The 14,544-nt window shown below is 61.1% G+C and carries 13 protein-coding genes; 7 read left to right on the top strand and 6 right to left on the bottom strand.

The genetic code is table 11. The features are described from left to right. Nucleotides 1-496, top strand: a 496-nt coding sequence (locus GSQ92_RS30610) for a hypothetical protein (RefSeq protein ID WP_216857010.1), incomplete at its 5' end; no start/stop codon positions are given. A 154-nt stretch (nt 497-650) separates the two neighbouring features. On the opposite strand, the gene GSQ92_RS28440 is transcribed toward GSQ92_RS30610, so the two are convergent. The 3 genes from GSQ92_RS28440 to GSQ92_RS28430 are packed head-to-tail and all read right to left on the bottom strand — an operon-like array spanning nt 651 to nt 3,326. Then, entirely contained in the window at nt 651-1,415 is a 765-nt protein-coding gene (locus GSQ92_RS28440; RefSeq protein WP_159014731.1) for a DeoR/GlpR family DNA-binding transcription regulator, read from the bottom strand. Further along, nucleotides 1,412-2,431, bottom strand: a complete 1,020-nt coding sequence (locus tag GSQ92_RS28435; protein WP_159014730.1) for a tagatose 1,6-diphosphate aldolase — start codon at nt 2,429-2,431, stop codon at nt 1,412-1,414. The genes GSQ92_RS28440 and GSQ92_RS28435 overlap by 4 nt, the downstream gene beginning before the upstream one ends. Next, complete coding sequence (locus GSQ92_RS28430) at nt 2,412-3,326, bottom strand: PfkB family carbohydrate kinase (protein ID WP_159014729.1); 915 nt, start codon at nt 3,324-3,326, stop codon at nt 2,412-2,414. The genes GSQ92_RS28435 and GSQ92_RS28430 overlap by 20 nt, the downstream gene beginning before the upstream one ends. Nucleotides 3,327-3,745: 419 nt before the next feature. Between GSQ92_RS28430 and GSQ92_RS28425 the strand changes: the two genes are divergently transcribed. From GSQ92_RS28425 to GSQ92_RS28410, 4 genes are all read left to right on the top strand, one after another. Beyond that, nucleotides 3,746-4,639: a cyclase family protein gene (locus GSQ92_RS28425; protein WP_159014728.1), complete on the top strand. Its 894-nt coding sequence runs from the start codon at nt 3,746-3,748 to the stop codon at nt 4,637-4,639. A gap of 63 nt (nt 4,640-4,702) precedes the next feature. Beyond that, a complete protein-coding gene (locus GSQ92_RS28420) occupies nt 4,703-5,776 on the top strand; it encodes a substrate-binding domain-containing protein (protein WP_159014727.1) in 1,074 nt (357 codons plus the stop codon). Nucleotides 5,777-5,806: 30 nt separating this feature from the next. Beyond that, nucleotides 5,807-7,360, top strand: coding sequence for a sugar ABC transporter ATP-binding protein (locus GSQ92_RS28415; protein ID WP_159014726.1), 1,554 nt, complete (start codon nt 5,807-5,809; stop codon nt 7,358-7,360). Beyond that, on the top strand, nt 7,357-8,364 hold the full coding sequence (locus GSQ92_RS28410) for an ABC transporter permease (RefSeq protein WP_159014725.1): 1,008 nt from the start codon (nt 7,357-7,359) through the stop codon (nt 8,362-8,364). The genes GSQ92_RS28415 and GSQ92_RS28410 overlap by 4 nt, the downstream gene beginning before the upstream one ends. 43 nt (nt 8,365-8,407) lie before the next feature. Here GSQ92_RS28410 and GSQ92_RS28405 read toward each other — a convergent pair whose 3' ends face one another. From GSQ92_RS28405 to GSQ92_RS28395, 3 genes are all read right to left on the bottom strand, one after another. Next, nucleotides 8,408-10,150 carry an acetolactate synthase catalytic subunit gene (locus GSQ92_RS28405; RefSeq protein WP_159014724.1) on the bottom strand — a complete coding sequence of 581 codons (1,743 nt, stop codon included), beginning with the start codon at nt 10,148-10,150 and terminating at the stop codon, nt 8,408-8,410. A gap of 65 nt (nt 10,151-10,215) precedes the next feature. Continuing rightward, nucleotides 10,216-11,406: a CaiB/BaiF CoA-transferase family protein gene (locus GSQ92_RS28400; RefSeq protein ID WP_159014723.1), complete on the bottom strand. Its 1,191-nt coding sequence runs from the start codon at nt 11,404-11,406 to the stop codon at nt 10,216-10,218. Continuing rightward, entirely contained in the window at nt 11,403-12,506 is a 1,104-nt protein-coding gene (locus tag GSQ92_RS28395) for a LacI family DNA-binding transcriptional regulator (protein WP_159014722.1), read from the bottom strand. The genes GSQ92_RS28400 and GSQ92_RS28395 overlap by 4 nt, the downstream gene beginning before the upstream one ends. A gap of 131 nt (nt 12,507-12,637) precedes the next feature. Here GSQ92_RS28395 and GSQ92_RS28390 point away from each other — a divergent pair, with 131 nt between their 5' ends. Beyond that, nucleotides 12,638-13,576 carry a MaoC family dehydratase gene (locus GSQ92_RS28390; RefSeq protein WP_159014721.1) on the top strand — a complete coding sequence of 313 codons (939 nt, stop codon included), beginning with the start codon at nt 12,638-12,640 and terminating at the stop codon, nt 13,574-13,576. A 22-nt stretch (nt 13,577-13,598) separates the two neighbouring features. Then, entirely contained in the window at nt 13,599-14,387 is a 789-nt protein-coding gene (locus tag GSQ92_RS28385; protein ID WP_159014720.1) for a cyclase family protein, read from the top strand. Nucleotides 14,388-14,544: the final 157 nt, after the last annotated feature.

Below are 14,544 nucleotides of genomic sequence, written 5' to 3'. Positions count from 1 at the left end.
GGCGGCGCTGACGGCCGTCACAGATTGCTGCGCCCTCATCCTCGTAGGTGTAGGTGATGCAAAGCCCTTTCAGGCGCGCATGACTTTTGAAGTCATGCGGCAGGTCGCCGTCGAGATGGCACGGTCGTTCCGAATCGCGCCCTCTCGTTACGACGGCGACGACAGGTTACCCCTCGAGGCATGCCTTCATCTGCAGGCTGTCCTGGCGAGGTCTGGACTTGATTGGCAGGTAGAAGGCGACGCTTTTCTCGCGCTGCGAGCACTACGCGCGACCTACGAACCACTGCTGGACGGTCTCGCACAGTACCTGATGCTGCCACCCCCGGAGTGGCTCCCAAACGATGATGCGGCCGATCATTGGACGCGCGGCCATCGAGGTTTGCTCGCTAAGCGGCTGATCGAGCAGTTGGCGAAGGCGCCTCAGGCGGGCGAAATACGGGATGAAACTGGCCAGGTTAGTCCTTGGAGACGTTTGCGAACGTGGCTTCGCCAATGAGGGAGGCCTCGATGATCCACAATCCCAGGCACGACGAAGAGCGTGGCTGCCCATGGCGGGGTCCGGGCCGCTGGCGATTTGTCCCAGCAACGCAAGCTAAGGCGGCGAGGAAGGTGAGGTATCTGCATGGACCCCATTGTAATAGCTTGCGGCACTAGCGATCGGCAACCACGACGCGCACGCCTTGTTCGACCGCGAGCGTGGCAAAAGGCGGTGGTGGCGGGGCGTCGGTAAAAAAAATCGCGATATCGCTTAGAGCGCACAGACGTTGGCTCGCAGAGCGAAAAAATTTACTGTGATCGGCCACAACGAGATGAATCTTGGCGCGTATTCGCATCGCGGTTACTACTGCGAGCTCCGCGTCATAGAAGTCAAGCAAAGTGCCGTCCGGCTCAATGCCGCCAACGCTAGTGACGAGATAGTCGCATCGAAAATTCGCTATAAGATCGACCGCATGACGTCCAACAACACCGCCGTTGCGATGTTGCACGATGCCGCCGGTGAGGATCGTCTCGAAGCTACTCCGTTGCCAGAAGATCCTGGCAACCTCGGTGCTGTTCGTCACGATGGTAAGGGTCTTAGACGTCTCTGCCAAAGCCTCGGCAACGAATTCCACAGTAGTACCAAGAGCAAGGAAGAGGCTCGCGCGGTCGGGCAGATAGGCGACTACCGCCTCAGCGATACGCCGCTTTTCCTCCACCCGTTCGACATGACGTGCGTTGTAAGCAGAGTTCAATCGCGCGGCTGGCAGGCTTGCCCCCCCGTGTTGCCGGACTAGGCTGCCGCTTTCGCACAGGGCATTTACGTCCCGGCGGATTGTCTGGGTCGTGACGCCGAAATGCGCCGCCAGCTGTTCAATCGCGACATAGCCACGCCGTTCGACAAGCGCGAGGATCTGCTCTGAGCGGCCGTCTTTCACGCTGCGTAGTGCTCCGGAAAGCTCTTGCCGGCATGTGCGAACGATATCTTATCCTTGAAGCCCGGATGCTTCTGCCATGGCGTGGCGGAGCGTTCAGTCATCTCGTTGATTTTGTCTAGGAAGGGCACTGACTCAGCCTGCAAGGCGGCCGCCATCGCCGCAAGGTCCGGAAAATGTCCGAAGGCGCTTTGCCAGATGGCACGGCCACAGAGATAGCCGCTGGCACCGGTGCGATAGGCATAGGCCAGCGAGCGGTTGAAATCCTCAGCACTCGCACCTGCGCTGAGGAGTACCCAAGGGCGCGGAAGTTTGGCGGCGAGACGATCATAGAGGGATTGCACCGCGGCGGCTTCCTTCCCATTGGGATCGGGAACGGCCTGCAATGCCGAGGGCGGCTCTAGCTTGTAGATGTCGATCAATAGCGTCGGATCCAAAAAGTCATCCACCGCTTCTTGCACTAGCCGGGCGCGATGGGCCGTTGCATAGCCTGGCGCCTCACCCGGCAGCGCGTAGATGAGGATTTCGGTTAAGTGTACGAGATCGAATTTCCGACAGGCTTCGCCGGCCGCGCGGACGAAAGCCAGCTGATGCTTCCGTACCTCCGGTGCCGCATCAGCCCGGTAGTGCACTAGTACCTTCAGCGCGTCCGCGCCACCGAGGCGAATTTTCTCGACACTCCATCCCGGGATAGGGCGCGACTTCACGCCACCCGGCGTCTCCTCTAGGACCGAATGCTCATAGGTAAGAATAAGGCCCGGCCGCTGCCCTACGAAGGGTAGTGCTCGCGGAAAGGAGTAGATCGGATCCAAAAGAATCGCTGACGACTTGGGCGCTAGGGCGCGGGTCAGCAGGTCCTTGACGGCTGCGACGTCGGCATACGGGGCCTCCGCTGTGCCGCGGATCCGCTTGATCGGTCCGAAGATCGGGTTTCGCTGGTCGACAGCGACCATCTTGAACAGTCCCGCATCGTCCGAAAGACGCTGGAGGCCACGATACTTACCGGGCGAAATCTGCATCGCATGCGTCCTTGATGAGGTGGGTGACGGCGGCACGGCGCGGCATGCCGTGCCAACCCCGCGCCAAAGAACATTTAACGGCCGCTGCGGCATTGGCGAAGCGCGCAGCTTCGAGCACCGAAGCGCCCTCTGCCACTGCAAGTGCGTATGCACCGTGGAAGACGTCGCCTGCACCATTGGTGTCTTGCACCGAAACACGATGGCCAGGGATCGTCTCGAACCGGTCGTCCTGCAGGAGAAGCACGCCGTCACGACCGCGTGTTACTCCGAGTAAGGCGCCCGTCTCCTGCCGAACTTGTCTCAGCGCCTTGGAGAGATTCTGCAGGCCGGTGTAGGCGGTTAGGCCGCGCTCCGAAAAAATCACGTGGTCGCCCAAGCGGACTAGCTTCGAAATGGCTTCGGCCGGCGCAAGATCGGCATCCAGGACGGTCGGGATACCAAGCCGCCGCGCGGTTTGGGCGGCTGCGATCGCACCTTCTGGCCAGCGTATGTCGCAGAGCACAGCCTTGGACTCGGCTATGCGTTCCAGCGGCAGCCATTCCGCGCAAGCGTTTAACCGCCCTGGGAACGCGGCGAGTAGCCTCTCGCCGGTGGGATCCACTAGTAGCGCGGAGGTCGCCGTCTGACCGTCCTCGATCCGTTGCAAACTGCCCACGTCGACACCCGCCTCCGCAAGAAGGCCGCACAAAGCATCGCCAGCCACATCGCGTCCGACCCGCCCAAAAAAGGCGCTACGGGCACCGAGCGAGGCAACCGCGATCGCCGCCGTCGCCGCCAGCCCACCGCCAAAGACGCCGTGCGCGCTGGCGATGACCTTGACGGGTGTCGACGGGATGGCTGGCACCCAGAAGACCTGGTCATAGACCACCGTGCCAACGCAGATCACGCTCACCATCTTCGATTGCCTCCAGCCGGTGGGTGCCGGCTGTCATTACCGGTCTCATTCAATCATCTCATCCGCGTCGGAACATTTAAGGTAAAGTTCAATAATGAACATTAGTTCGTCGCTTCGGGATTGGCAAGCAGGATGCTGCCAGTCACTGCTCGCGCGAGCGACTTAAGGACTCAGCTCAATCCCATTAGTCGCAAACAGCGAACTCCCGTTCTAGACGAAGCGACCACCGAAACGGATGATGGACGAGGGCGCGTCCAGAACCGCTCGATGCCGACATTTGGTGCGTTGCAATATGAAAACAGGACTTGCTTAGCTGAAAATGGAGCGTATGATTCGTTCACTGGGTCAGAGGCAGGACAACTTGGTTTCGCCCGCAGCAGTGCCGACCCGGATATCGTGCGTAAGGGAAGGAAGGCCGAATGGCTTCAGTGCCAGATGAGAACGAAAATAAAAGCACCCGCCGTGCGACGGTTTTTGATGTTCCACTGGATCTTCTCCGTAAACCGAGCCTTGGCAAGGCTTACGACCTTTCATCGGGATGGTGGCCCGGAATGCCTCTGGCGGCGGGGCATCCGCCGTTCCAACTGTTGACCTACAGGTCGCCACGCGGGCAGCGCAATCAGAAGGACCTACGTTTCCTCGACAAGAACAAATTCAACTTCGGTTTCATCTCGGAAATGATGTGTTGCACCACGCATACGGGCACACATATCGACGCGTTGTCGCATATCACTAGCGGCCCATCCGCAGCCTGGCACGGAGGATTCAGCTCAGACGATCATCTTGGCGACTTCGGACCGCTCAACAATGATGCCGCGGCCTTGCCGCCGCTGATCCGGCGCGGGCTAATGCTGGACATTCCGGCAGCGCTTGGGCTTGATCAGCTGGCGCCTCATCAACCTGTGGATGGCAAAGAACTCGAACAGGCATGTGTCAGGCAGGGAGTAGAGCCGCGAGAGGGTGACTTCGTTCTCGTCCGCACCGGCACAATGCGCGAGTGGCCGGACCCCGTGGGCATGTCGTGCAGCCAGGGCTGTGGCCTTTCGATCGATGGGGCGCGCTGGCTCGTCACGCGCGGCGTCACCGCAATCGGCGGAGACAATGCAGCGCTTGAGGTCGAGCCGTCTGGCGTCGAAGGTGACTTCCAGCCGGTCCATCGCTACGTCATTCAGGAATGCGGTCTGCTGATTCTGGAATGGGTAAACCCGGAAGAACTCGCCCGAGACGAGATCTTCGAGTTTTTATTCCTCTGCCTGCCGCTCACTGTCTCTGGCGCAACAGGATCCATGGTGCGGCCGCTGGCAGTGATCTAGCCATCGCATAGCGATCGCTCGAAGCCTAAAAAACTTCCAACAGAAACGAACGGGAACACGAGAATGTTGCGACATATGTTACTCGGAACGATCGCTGCAATATCTCTAGGGATCGCAGCCTCAAGTGCAGCGCATGCCCAACAGGAGCCGGCGCGATACGCGGGTCCGACCGAGCCTAGCAAGGCGCCGCCCGGACTGAAGGTCACGGCCATCACCTGCCTTTCAATCCTCCACGGCTGTGTCTCCCCTGCGGAAGCGTTACAGCATGTCGGTAAAAAGCTCGGCTGGAAGGTGACGGTTTCGGATGGCGGCGGCAATCCGGGCCGGCAAAATGCGGCGATCCTGGACGCAGTTTCGAGCGGAGCGGATGTCATCGCGCTGATTGCCATCGATCCTGCCGCCGTGCAGCTGGGCCTCAAGGCCGCGAAGGATGCCGGCATTCTCGTAGTCTCCGGCTCCTCGGGTATAGATACGCCGAATCCTGTAATCCCTCCAGCGCCCGGCAAACTCGGCGTTGCCTTCGACGTCGGTCCTAACTACGCGCAACTCGGCAAGCTAACGGCTGATTGGATCATCAAGGATTCGAACGGCAAGGCCAATCTGGCGCTTTTTTCGGATAAGGAATTCCCTTCCGTCACGGCGCTGCAGGTCGGTCTGGTTGCGGAGATGAAGACCTGCACTGGTTGCACCGTTTCCGCGCCGATCTACTTCACCGGCAATCAAGTTGGCACGACCCTACCGCAACAGACGGTCGGCTATCTCCGCGCCCATCCCGAGACCACCTATCTCTTCAGTCCCTTTGATCCGGCCGCCGGAGTGCAAGTGCCAGCTATCATGCAGGCTGGGTTGGGAAGCCAGGTGAAGCTCGTCAGCATCTTGGGCGACCAGCAGAACCTCGACTTCATCCGCCGCGGCGTCGTGCAGGTAGCAGATGGCGCGTATGAGAATGAATATATGGGCTGGGCTATCGCCGACCAGGTTATCCGCATCAAGAACAAGCAGCCGATGTTTGATCCCCATGGCGAGAACCAACCCTTCACCGTTCTCGACAAGACAAACCTGCCGGCAGCCGGCACCGACTGGCTCGCCGACTTCGACTATAAGTCGAAATTCCTGTCCCTCTGGCAGGGCAAGTAGAGGCAGCGCCGCGAGGGAGACAACGCCACGATGTCCGTTCGGGGCGACAAGCTCGTCAAGGTATTCGCTGGCGTGCCGGTGTTGCGGGACGTGGACCTGGCCGTGAAGAACGGTGAGGTTCATGCCCTGCTCGGCGCGAATGGCAGCGGCAAGTCGACGCTAGTTAAGATCCTCTCCGGGGTCTACCAGCCGGATGGCGGCGACATAACGATCGGCCAGCGCCGGCTCGTCGCCATTCCGACGCCCTTTGAGGCCAATGCCCTCGGCATTGCGGTCGTACATCAGGAGGCACCGCTGATCGATACGCTGTCGGTCGCGGAATGTATTGCGGTCTTCCGCGGCTACCCCCTGTCGGGCTTCGGGCGCGTCGACTGGCGTAAGGTGTATGGCGACGCGGAAAACCTCCTTGGCAAGTTCGACGTCCATATATCTCCCCGTCGCTTGGCGGGATCGCTAGCACCAGCGGATCGCGCGCTGGTGGCGCTCGTCATCGCGCTGGACCGCGTGCAATCCGGTCTCGAGCTTCTGATCCTGGATGAGGTCACGGCGTCGCTGCCTGAGGACCAGGCAGAAGTCTATCTCAACCGCGTGGAGCAGATCGCGGCGGCCGGAGCCAGCGTGCTGATGGTGACACATCGCTTGGCTGAGGTGCGGCGCCTGGCAGCCTCCAGCACCATCTTGCGGGGCGGCCAGGTCGTCTATTCCGGCCCGGCCGCCAGCCTCACTGACGAAGGCATGGTCACCCACATGGTGGGCACAGTCGCCATCCTCGCCGAGGGAAAGCCTGCCGCCACCTCCGGCGCCGTCGCGCGCCTGTGGAGCGTCGGCGCTGGCGGAGCGCAGCGGCCTCGCCCTCTACCCGCTTCCGCCGAAGCCGCGCCGGCACTGGCGGTCACAGGGCTGGTGAGCCAGGCGCTACACGACATCACGTTCACGCTGCGCCCTGGCGAAATCCTTGGCGTGGCGGGACTGGTGGATAGCGGAGTGGTGGATCTGCCCGATATCCTGGGCGGCGTCACTGAACGTCGCGCAGGTCGCATTGCCATCGACGGCCGCGAGATGCCGCGCAGCGTCGGCCCACGTGAGATGATAGATGCCGGCATGGCCGTGCTGCCCGCCGACAGGCTGCGCAACGGCGGCGTTACCACCCTGTCGGTCGCCGAGAATATCCTGTTACCGGCGATGGACCGGCTGTGGCACCGCGGAACCTATGAGCGTGATGTGCTGGCCTGCGTGATTCGGGAATTCGATGTGCGCCCCCCGTCGAGCCGCATCCTCTTCGGCAAGCTTAGCGGCGGCAATCAGCAGAAATGCATCCTCGCCAAATGGCTGCTGACACGGCCTCGGGTGCTGGTGTTGGACGATCCCACTTCCGGCGTCGATCCCGGTGCGCGCGAGAAGATTTTCGAAATCCTGCGTGACGCGACGAGCGAGGGTGTCGGGATCCTGTTTTTCTCCACGGAGCCAGAGCAGCTGGCCTCCCTCTGTGACCGAGTACTTGTACTGCGGAGCGGCGCAATCGCGCAGGAGCTGACCGGTGCCATGCTCTCCCGCGAATCGATCAGCCAATGGTGCTACGCATGAGCAAGTCCGAGGCTGGAAATATCCCCGTAAGCGGCAAGACGCTTCGCACATCCTGGCCGCGCGCCTTCGCGGGCATCGTGCTGGAACGCTATGCGACGCTGCTTCTGCTAGTGATTCTGGCGATCGTCTTCTCGTGTTTGACTGATCGCTTCATGACGGCAGCCAACATCAAGAACCTCCTCGTCGTCCAGGCCGTGATTTCCTGTGTCGCCTTCGCCTCAATCATTCCCCTGATAGCGGGAGAATTCGACCTTTCGCTTGGCAATATGATGGGCTTCGTCGCAATGGTCGGCGCGGTCCTTGGGCAGGCCGGGTTCGGTGCCGCAGTCGTGGTGCCCGCCATGGTGCTGGTAGGTGTGGTCACAGGCTTCGCAAATGGCTTCCTGACGGTGCGGTTTCAGATTAGCTCCTTCATCGCGACCCTGGGCACCGGCATCCTGCTGAGCGGCTTCACCTTCGCGCTGAGCGACGGTCAGGTGATCTACTCCGGCGTGCCGGATGTAATACTGTTCATCGGGCAGAAGCACTTCCTCGGCGTCGGCATCACGGTGTGGCTTACCGTCATCATCGCCTTGATCATGATCTACGTCACCGAGCATACGCCAATGGGTCGCAAGCTCTATGCGATTGGCGGGTCGGAGCGCGTCGCCTTCCTGGCGGGGATCCGCACGGGCAAGCTGAAGGTCCTGGCATTCGCGATTTCGGGGCTGCTGGTGGGGATCGGGGGCATTTTTGCCCTTGGGCAAAGCGGTGCAGCCAATCCCGGTTTTGGGCCGGACCTGCTGCTGCCGGCCTATGCCGCGGCTTTCTTGGGCGTGACCAGCTACCGGCCGGGCTACTACAACGTTCCCGGCACGGTCATCGCCATCCTGCTGCTCGCCGTGGGTTTCAACGGGCTCAACCTGCTCGGTGCGCCCTTTTGGGTGCAGCCGATCTTCAACGGAACAGTACTGCTCATCGCCGTCATCACCGCTCGGGCGGAAGCGCGCCACATCAAGAAGTAGCCGGAAGTCGGGCATCTGGCCGGTAGGCTACCGTCTGGCCAGTCTAGTAGTTCAGCATCTTCTGATCGGCGAACATGGTGACTGGCGGATAGGCACGCTCGTCAGTGATGATGTCGAGCAGAACGGGATGGTCGGCCGCGAAGCCCCGGCGGAGCGCGTCCGCGATTTCGGCCGGATCCTCAATCCGGATCCCTTCCCAGCCGCAGGCACGCGCGATGGCGGCATGATCGACCGCTGTGAAGTCGCAAGCATCGCTGTAGTCGTTGAACAGCACCTTCTCGGCATGCTTCTCGTATCCAAGGATACCATTGTTCAGCACGGCCAGGACGACATTGAGCTTCATGCGCCGCGCTGTCTCCAACTCGGACCAAACATGGCCGAAGCCGCCGTCCCCTACCAGACAGAAGACCGGTGAAGCTGGTCGCGCAACCTTCGCACCGAGGGCATAGGGCAGGCCCCAGCCAAGCCCAGCCAGACCTCGCGGTGTCACGAAGCGCATACCGGGGTGCCGCGACCGCAGAAAGGCCGAGACCCAGATGGACGAGTAGCTTGCATCCGCCACGACCACGGTCTCGGAAGTCAATTGCCGGTCAAGTTCCTGCATAACGCGTTCCGGCCGGATCGGGCGCGCATCCATCGTGACGGAACGAATTTCGTTCTTCCAGGCCGCATGACCGGCGGCGACGGCACCCTCCACCGCAGGTCGCGCGGCGCGCCGCTTCGACAGATTGAGCAGGGCCAGCGCCTCCTGCAATGCGCTTAGCGTCAGTCTCGCATCGCCCACCAGTCGCAGCGCTTCGTAGTTCCGTCCGACCTCCTGTCCATCGACGTCTATATGGATGTAGCGGGCGCCGCGCGGATAGAGGGACCAGCTGTCAGTGCCGTTCTGGTTGGTGCGGTTGCCGACCAGCAGAACGACATCTGCCTCGGTCACGAGGGACCGCAGATGCCTGCCTAGGCTGCGGTGGCCCATGAAATAGCCCACCACCCCCAAGGACAACGGATGACCCTCGTCCGTGGCGCCTTTGCCCATGGCGGTGGTCGCGACAGGCAGATGCGCCGACTCCTGCAGGGCGGCCAGGATGTCCGCTGCGTCCGACAGATGCACGCCGCCGCCCGCGATAACCACCGGGCGCTCGGCCTCCGCCAGCAGCCGGGCGGCCTCTGCGACCCGAACCGGGTCAGCACTACTGCGATCAAGCGGATAGTATCCAAGCGACGCGATGCGCTCTCCCGCCGTGGGTTTTGGCGTCTCATTGAACAGATCGATCGGCACAATGAGGACAGCCGGCCCGCACCGGCCCGTCGCAGCGGCCGCGAAGGCCATGTCCACATAGTCGTCGATCCGCTGGCTATCGGTGATGCGCCGGACCCACTTAGCGCACCCGCGGAAAAGTTCCAGGTGATCAAATTCTTGAAAGGCATTGCGATCGGTGAAGCTGCGAGGCACGTCCTGGACGATCGCAACGATTGGAACAGAGGCCTTCAGGGCTTCCGCCAGTCCCGCTACCAGCAGTGTCGCAGCCGGCCCGTTCTGCGCCGTGACAACGGCGACCTTATGGCTCACCCTGGCATAGGCATCGGCCATGTAGCTGCCGGCGTTCTCCGTACGATAGCCGATCTGGCGGATGCCGAATTGCGGCGTCGCCAGGAACAGCGCGGCCGGGATGCTCTGGCCGAAGATGGCCTCCACCCCGTGACGTTTGAGCGCCGCGGCGAAGATCTGCGCCGAGGTGATATTGCCGCGCGGCTGCGCTCCCCCACTTACGTCGGGCCATGTCTTCATGTTCGCTTCCACCTTGATAACACATCATTGGGACAGTCTTCGGCCCGCACGTGAGGACTCTTGCCTCAGATCACGCCTCGTGTTTCCAGAGCGGTGACCTGATCTTCGGTATAGTTCAGCCAATCCGCCAGTACCGACCGGCGATGCTCACCGATGGATGGCGCGGGCCGCCGGATCGCATTCTTGGTTTCAGAAAACCGAACAGTCACACCATGCATGGGAAGTTTGCCGATTGTCGGATGATCGATCTCGACTATCTGCTCCCGATGCAGCAGTTGCGGATTGCGCACCACCTCGTCGATGGTGGCGACTTTACCGCAGGGCACCTGGGCCCGGGTTAGTAGAGCCACCACCTCTTCGGCCCCGAAGCCATGAACCCAGTCAGCTACGATCGCCTCGATCTCCGCGACATTCGCCATGCGCGCGGCGTGTGTGGCGAAGCGGGGATCGTTGAGAAGGTCGAGGCGTTCCATTGCGGCGCAAAGGCGCGGGAACATAATGTTATTGCCGGCATTCAAATGAACCCAGCGGCCCTCGGCCGTCGCGTAGTTATTCGCCGGAGCCGAGTAACGGTCGCGGGCGCCCTGACGGCTTACATTCTCTCCGAACAGCAGGGATTGCGGAATGGCCGTCAGCAGCAGCGTTACCGCTGAATCCATCAATGCCGCATCGACCATCTGCCCACGGCCGGTGGCGTGCCGCGCGTTCAGCGCGCCGAGCGCGCCGATTGTCGCGTAAAGACCAGTGACCTGATCGACGATGAAGGTGCCAGCCGGGAGCGGTGGGCCGTCTGGCGTCCCCGTCATTTCCATGATGCCGCTCATAGCTTGCGCCACGACGTCCAGGCAGGAATGTGTCGCGTAAGGTCCGTCCTGCCCGAATCCCGAGATGCGCACCATGATCAAGCGCGGATTGATCGTTCTCAACGTTTCCCAGCCGAGACCCATTTCCTCCATAGTGCCAGCCCGGAAGTTCTCGATGAGAACATCCGCCTCAGCTATCAACGCGCGCAGCAGAATCGCAGCGCCCGGATGCCGAAAATCGAGAGTGAGGCCCCTCTTATTTCTATTGTACATCATCGCGTAGAGACTCTCGTCTCCCACAAAAGGGGCGATGCCGCGCGCATCTTCACCCTTGCCACGCCGCTCAACCTTGACGACATCAGCCCCCATATCGCCAAGCAACATGCCGCAGAGCGGGCCCGCGATGAAGCGAGAGAGATCGAGAACCTTCAAATCCTGCAGAGAGCCGGTCACGGCCGATCCTTTTCTTGTTTTGATCTAATACGATTATGGGAAGCGGCCGCCGATTGTGGCTCGGCCGCCGGACCGGTAGAGCCGCGGAGCACGAGGCGTGTCGGAAATATCACCGTTTTCGGGGCGGATCGTCGCCTGCTGTTGATTCGCTTCATAAGCAGTGTGGCTGCGGCCGCGCCCATCTCCCGCTTCGGCAGATCAATCGTCGTCAGGGAAATGCGCGCGAAGCCGGCGAAGATGACGTTGTCGTAGCCGATGACCGAGAGTTGCTCGGGCACCTGCACGTTCTTGGCAGCGGCGGCATCGAGCACGCCGAGCGCGTTCATGTCATTGCTAGCAATGATGGCACTGGGCGGCCGTGACGACGAAAGGAAGTCAAGCGTCACACGGTAGCCGCGCTCCACGCTATAATCCCCGTCATGAACGAGCGCTGGATCGGGATCAAGCCCGTGTTGAGCGACCGCGTTGCAAAAGCCCTCGTATCGTTCGGCGGCGGTCGAGGAGTCTGCCGGCCCGCGAATGAAGCCTACACGCCGATGTCCAAGACGCGCGAGTTCGGCCACTGCCTCACCGATTCCGTTTACGTTGTCGGCACCGACATAATCATCTGCGTGCAGGCTGGTACGGCGCTGGAGCAGAACATAGGGCGTTCCATCCGCCAGCAACGCTCGTATCTCCGGGCTTGAGCAATGCTGCGAGATCAGGATGATACCATCCACGTTGCGATCCAGCAGGGCGCGCATCTGGGCGATCTGGCGCTTTTCGCTGCCGTCGGTGTTGCAGAGCAGCACATCATAGCCGTTCTGCGTCGCGACATCCTCGATACCACGAAGAAAGTCGGGCGAGGCAGGATTGGCGACGTCGGCGACAAGCACGCCAATCATTAAACTTTGCCGCAAACGCAAGCTCCGAGCAGCGGAGGAGGCGCGATAGCCGATCCGTTCTGCGATTTCCTGAATCCGCGCGCGCGTCTCCTCGCTTACGTGACTCTTGCCAGCGAGCGCATTGGAAATGGTGGACACAGCGAACCCGGTTTCCTTCGCCACGTCGTGAATGGTGATGCGCCGCCTCAGCGGCGACTGATTGGGCTTTCGACCCATCCTCCACACCTCATCGCTTCCGCGTCTTCCGTGAAGGCGCCATTCAGTTGACAGGCCCGACCTAACATGCGACGTCTCGGTCGTCCAGAAACGTTTTCCGAAAACGTTTCTGGGCGGGGCAGGAGGGACCTTTGGGGCGCATTGACCTCAGTTTGAGAGAGCCGACCTACGACGCCGTGATCCTCGGAGAAGAGATCGGGCCGGTCGAAGTGCTCGCGGATGAGCACTACCGGCGTCAGGGCAGCTTCGCCGTTGATGATTACAACCTATGGCACGTACAGAACGAAGGCGAATGCCTGGTGCCGAGTACCGCGGTGCTCCGTGATCTCGTCGCGCATTTTTGCACAATTTACGATCCAAGCCGCGTGGTCGGCCTTCACCAAAAGGAAGAGGTCTGGTTCGAGCGGCCCGTTCTGCTCGGAACCCGCATGGTTTATACCGGCAGGTACACTGATAAATACGAACGTCGCGGCAAGGGCTATACGGTCTTCGAAAGCGAGGCACGCGAGGCAGAGACAGGCAGCCTTCTGGTTCGCCAAATTAGCACCGAGATCATGCGCATCCCCCCCCAAGTGCAGCTTGGTACCGGATCAGCCGCGCCCCCAGCGGATGGGCAGGTGAAAGGGCTTTGGCCGGAACACATTGCCTCCGCCCAGAGGGCACATGAATCGCTTCAGCCGGGGACGCCGATCGCTTCGCTAACGAAGACGGCGCATCAGGACCAGATGGCGGTCTTTTCCGGCATCAACAAGCAATATGCCAATATTCACACTGACTATACGATCGCCGAAACGGCTGGATTCCGCGACACCTTGGCACAGGGTGCGATGGAGACCTGTTGGCTTTCCGAAATGTTGGCAAATTTCTTCGGCAGAAGCTGGCTAGAGACTGGGTGGATCAAGAATACCTATCTCAAGCCCGTTTTTCGCGGAGACGTCATTACCTGCCGCGGCGTTGTGACCGCAGTCGAGTTGAACCGGCAACGACCCGTCATTTCTCTCGAGGTCTGGGCCAGCAATCAGGACGGCGCGATGACGGCGGCCGGATGGGCGCGCGCGGCAATTGCGTAGCGGCGACGGACCGATTGGAGAGTTGCTGCCTGTCGGCCAGCGCTCGCACGACCATCGGGCGGCGAACCTGATGGCGCGGAGCATGTCAGCAGGTTTTCGCGCCGCCGAGGCAATTGACCTTTCCCGAAAACTGGAGAACGGGATACCGACCTACCCAACACATCCTAAATTCTTCAAGATGTGTTGGTGCGCGATGGGCGATCCCGCGCGTATGAACCAGTTCGTACTGAGCGAACATACCGGCACACACATTGACGCCCCATCTCACTTTATGCCCGCGGGGTCGCCGGGCGCGGATAGCATCGATGCCCTGCCTCTCGATCGCTTCATGGGTCCCGCGATTAAGATGACCTTTGGACCCTTTGCGGCCAGCAATGTCCGTGTAGGCGCCAAAGAAATCCGGGACTGGGAGCAGGCCAATGTCGCGATCGAAGCCGGCGATATCGTCCTAATCGACTTTCGTTGGGGCCATCGCTGGGGGATCGGGGAAGCTGGCCAGTCCTTCCTGGACAGCTGGCCCGGCGTTTCACGCGATGCGGCGGAATATCTCGCGGAGCGAAGGGTCAAGCTCGTGGGAACCGACTGCATCAGCTTAGACCCGGGTGATGGCGGCGGGGGTGCCTTAGCCGCGCATTATACGCTGCTGCCGCAAGGCATCCTTATTATGGAAAATGCGTGCAACTTGGAGCGGTTGGACGTGATCAGCTACGTCATGGCTCTGCCGCTCAGGCTTGGCGATGCCACCGGATCTCCGGTAAGAGCAGTGGGCTGGAACATCAAGCGACGCCACGGGGCACCCGAGTCGGGATAGGAGCATGGTTGCTTCGCGAAGTGCAAGTTTGGAATCCGTCAAACATCGCCTGCAATTCCTATTCCCGGTCAACACGCGATAATAATGCTTCCCGCGTGTTGACGTTAGCCCTCAAGTTGTAGACCCAGAGTGATCATAACGATCGTTGGCGAAACTA

Origin of the sequence: Acidisoma sp. S159, assembly GCF_009766125.1 — a bacterium.
Taxonomy (GTDB): domain Bacteria; phylum Pseudomonadota; class Alphaproteobacteria; order Acetobacterales; family Acetobacteraceae; genus Acidisoma.
The sequence above is the reverse complement of the archived record's forward strand: the minus strand, read 5'-3'. Positions and strand labels throughout refer to the sequence as shown.

Excerpts from the sequence above, each read along its gene's own strand:
- GSQ92_RS28420 (WP_159014727.1), top strand. The coding sequence starts at position 4,703 with ATGTTGCGACATATGTTACTCGGAACGATCGCTGCAATATCTCTAGGG.
- GSQ92_RS28435 (WP_159014730.1), bottom strand. The coding sequence starts at position 2,431 with ATGCAGATTTCGCCCGGTAAGTATCGTGGCCTCCAGCGTCTTTCGGAC.
- GSQ92_RS28425 (WP_159014728.1), top strand. The coding sequence starts at position 3,746 with ATGGCTTCAGTGCCAGATGAGAACGAAAATAAAAGCACCCGCCGTGCG.
- GSQ92_RS28410 (WP_159014725.1), top strand. The coding sequence starts at position 7,357 with ATGAGCAAGTCCGAGGCTGGAAATATCCCCGTAAGCGGCAAGACGCTT.
- GSQ92_RS28405 (WP_159014724.1), bottom strand. The coding sequence starts at position 10,150 with ATGAAGACATGGCCCGACGTAAGTGGGGGAGCGCAGCCGCGCGGCAAT.
- GSQ92_RS28415 (WP_159014726.1), top strand. The coding sequence starts at position 5,807 with ATGTCCGTTCGGGGCGACAAGCTCGTCAAGGTATTCGCTGGCGTGCCG.
- GSQ92_RS28395 (WP_159014722.1), bottom strand. The coding sequence starts at position 12,506 with ATGGGTCGAAAGCCCAATCAGTCGCCGCTGAGGCGGCGCATCACCATT.
- GSQ92_RS28430 (WP_159014729.1), bottom strand. The coding sequence starts at position 3,326 with ATGGTGAGCGTGATCTGCGTTGGCACGGTGGTCTATGACCAGGTCTTC.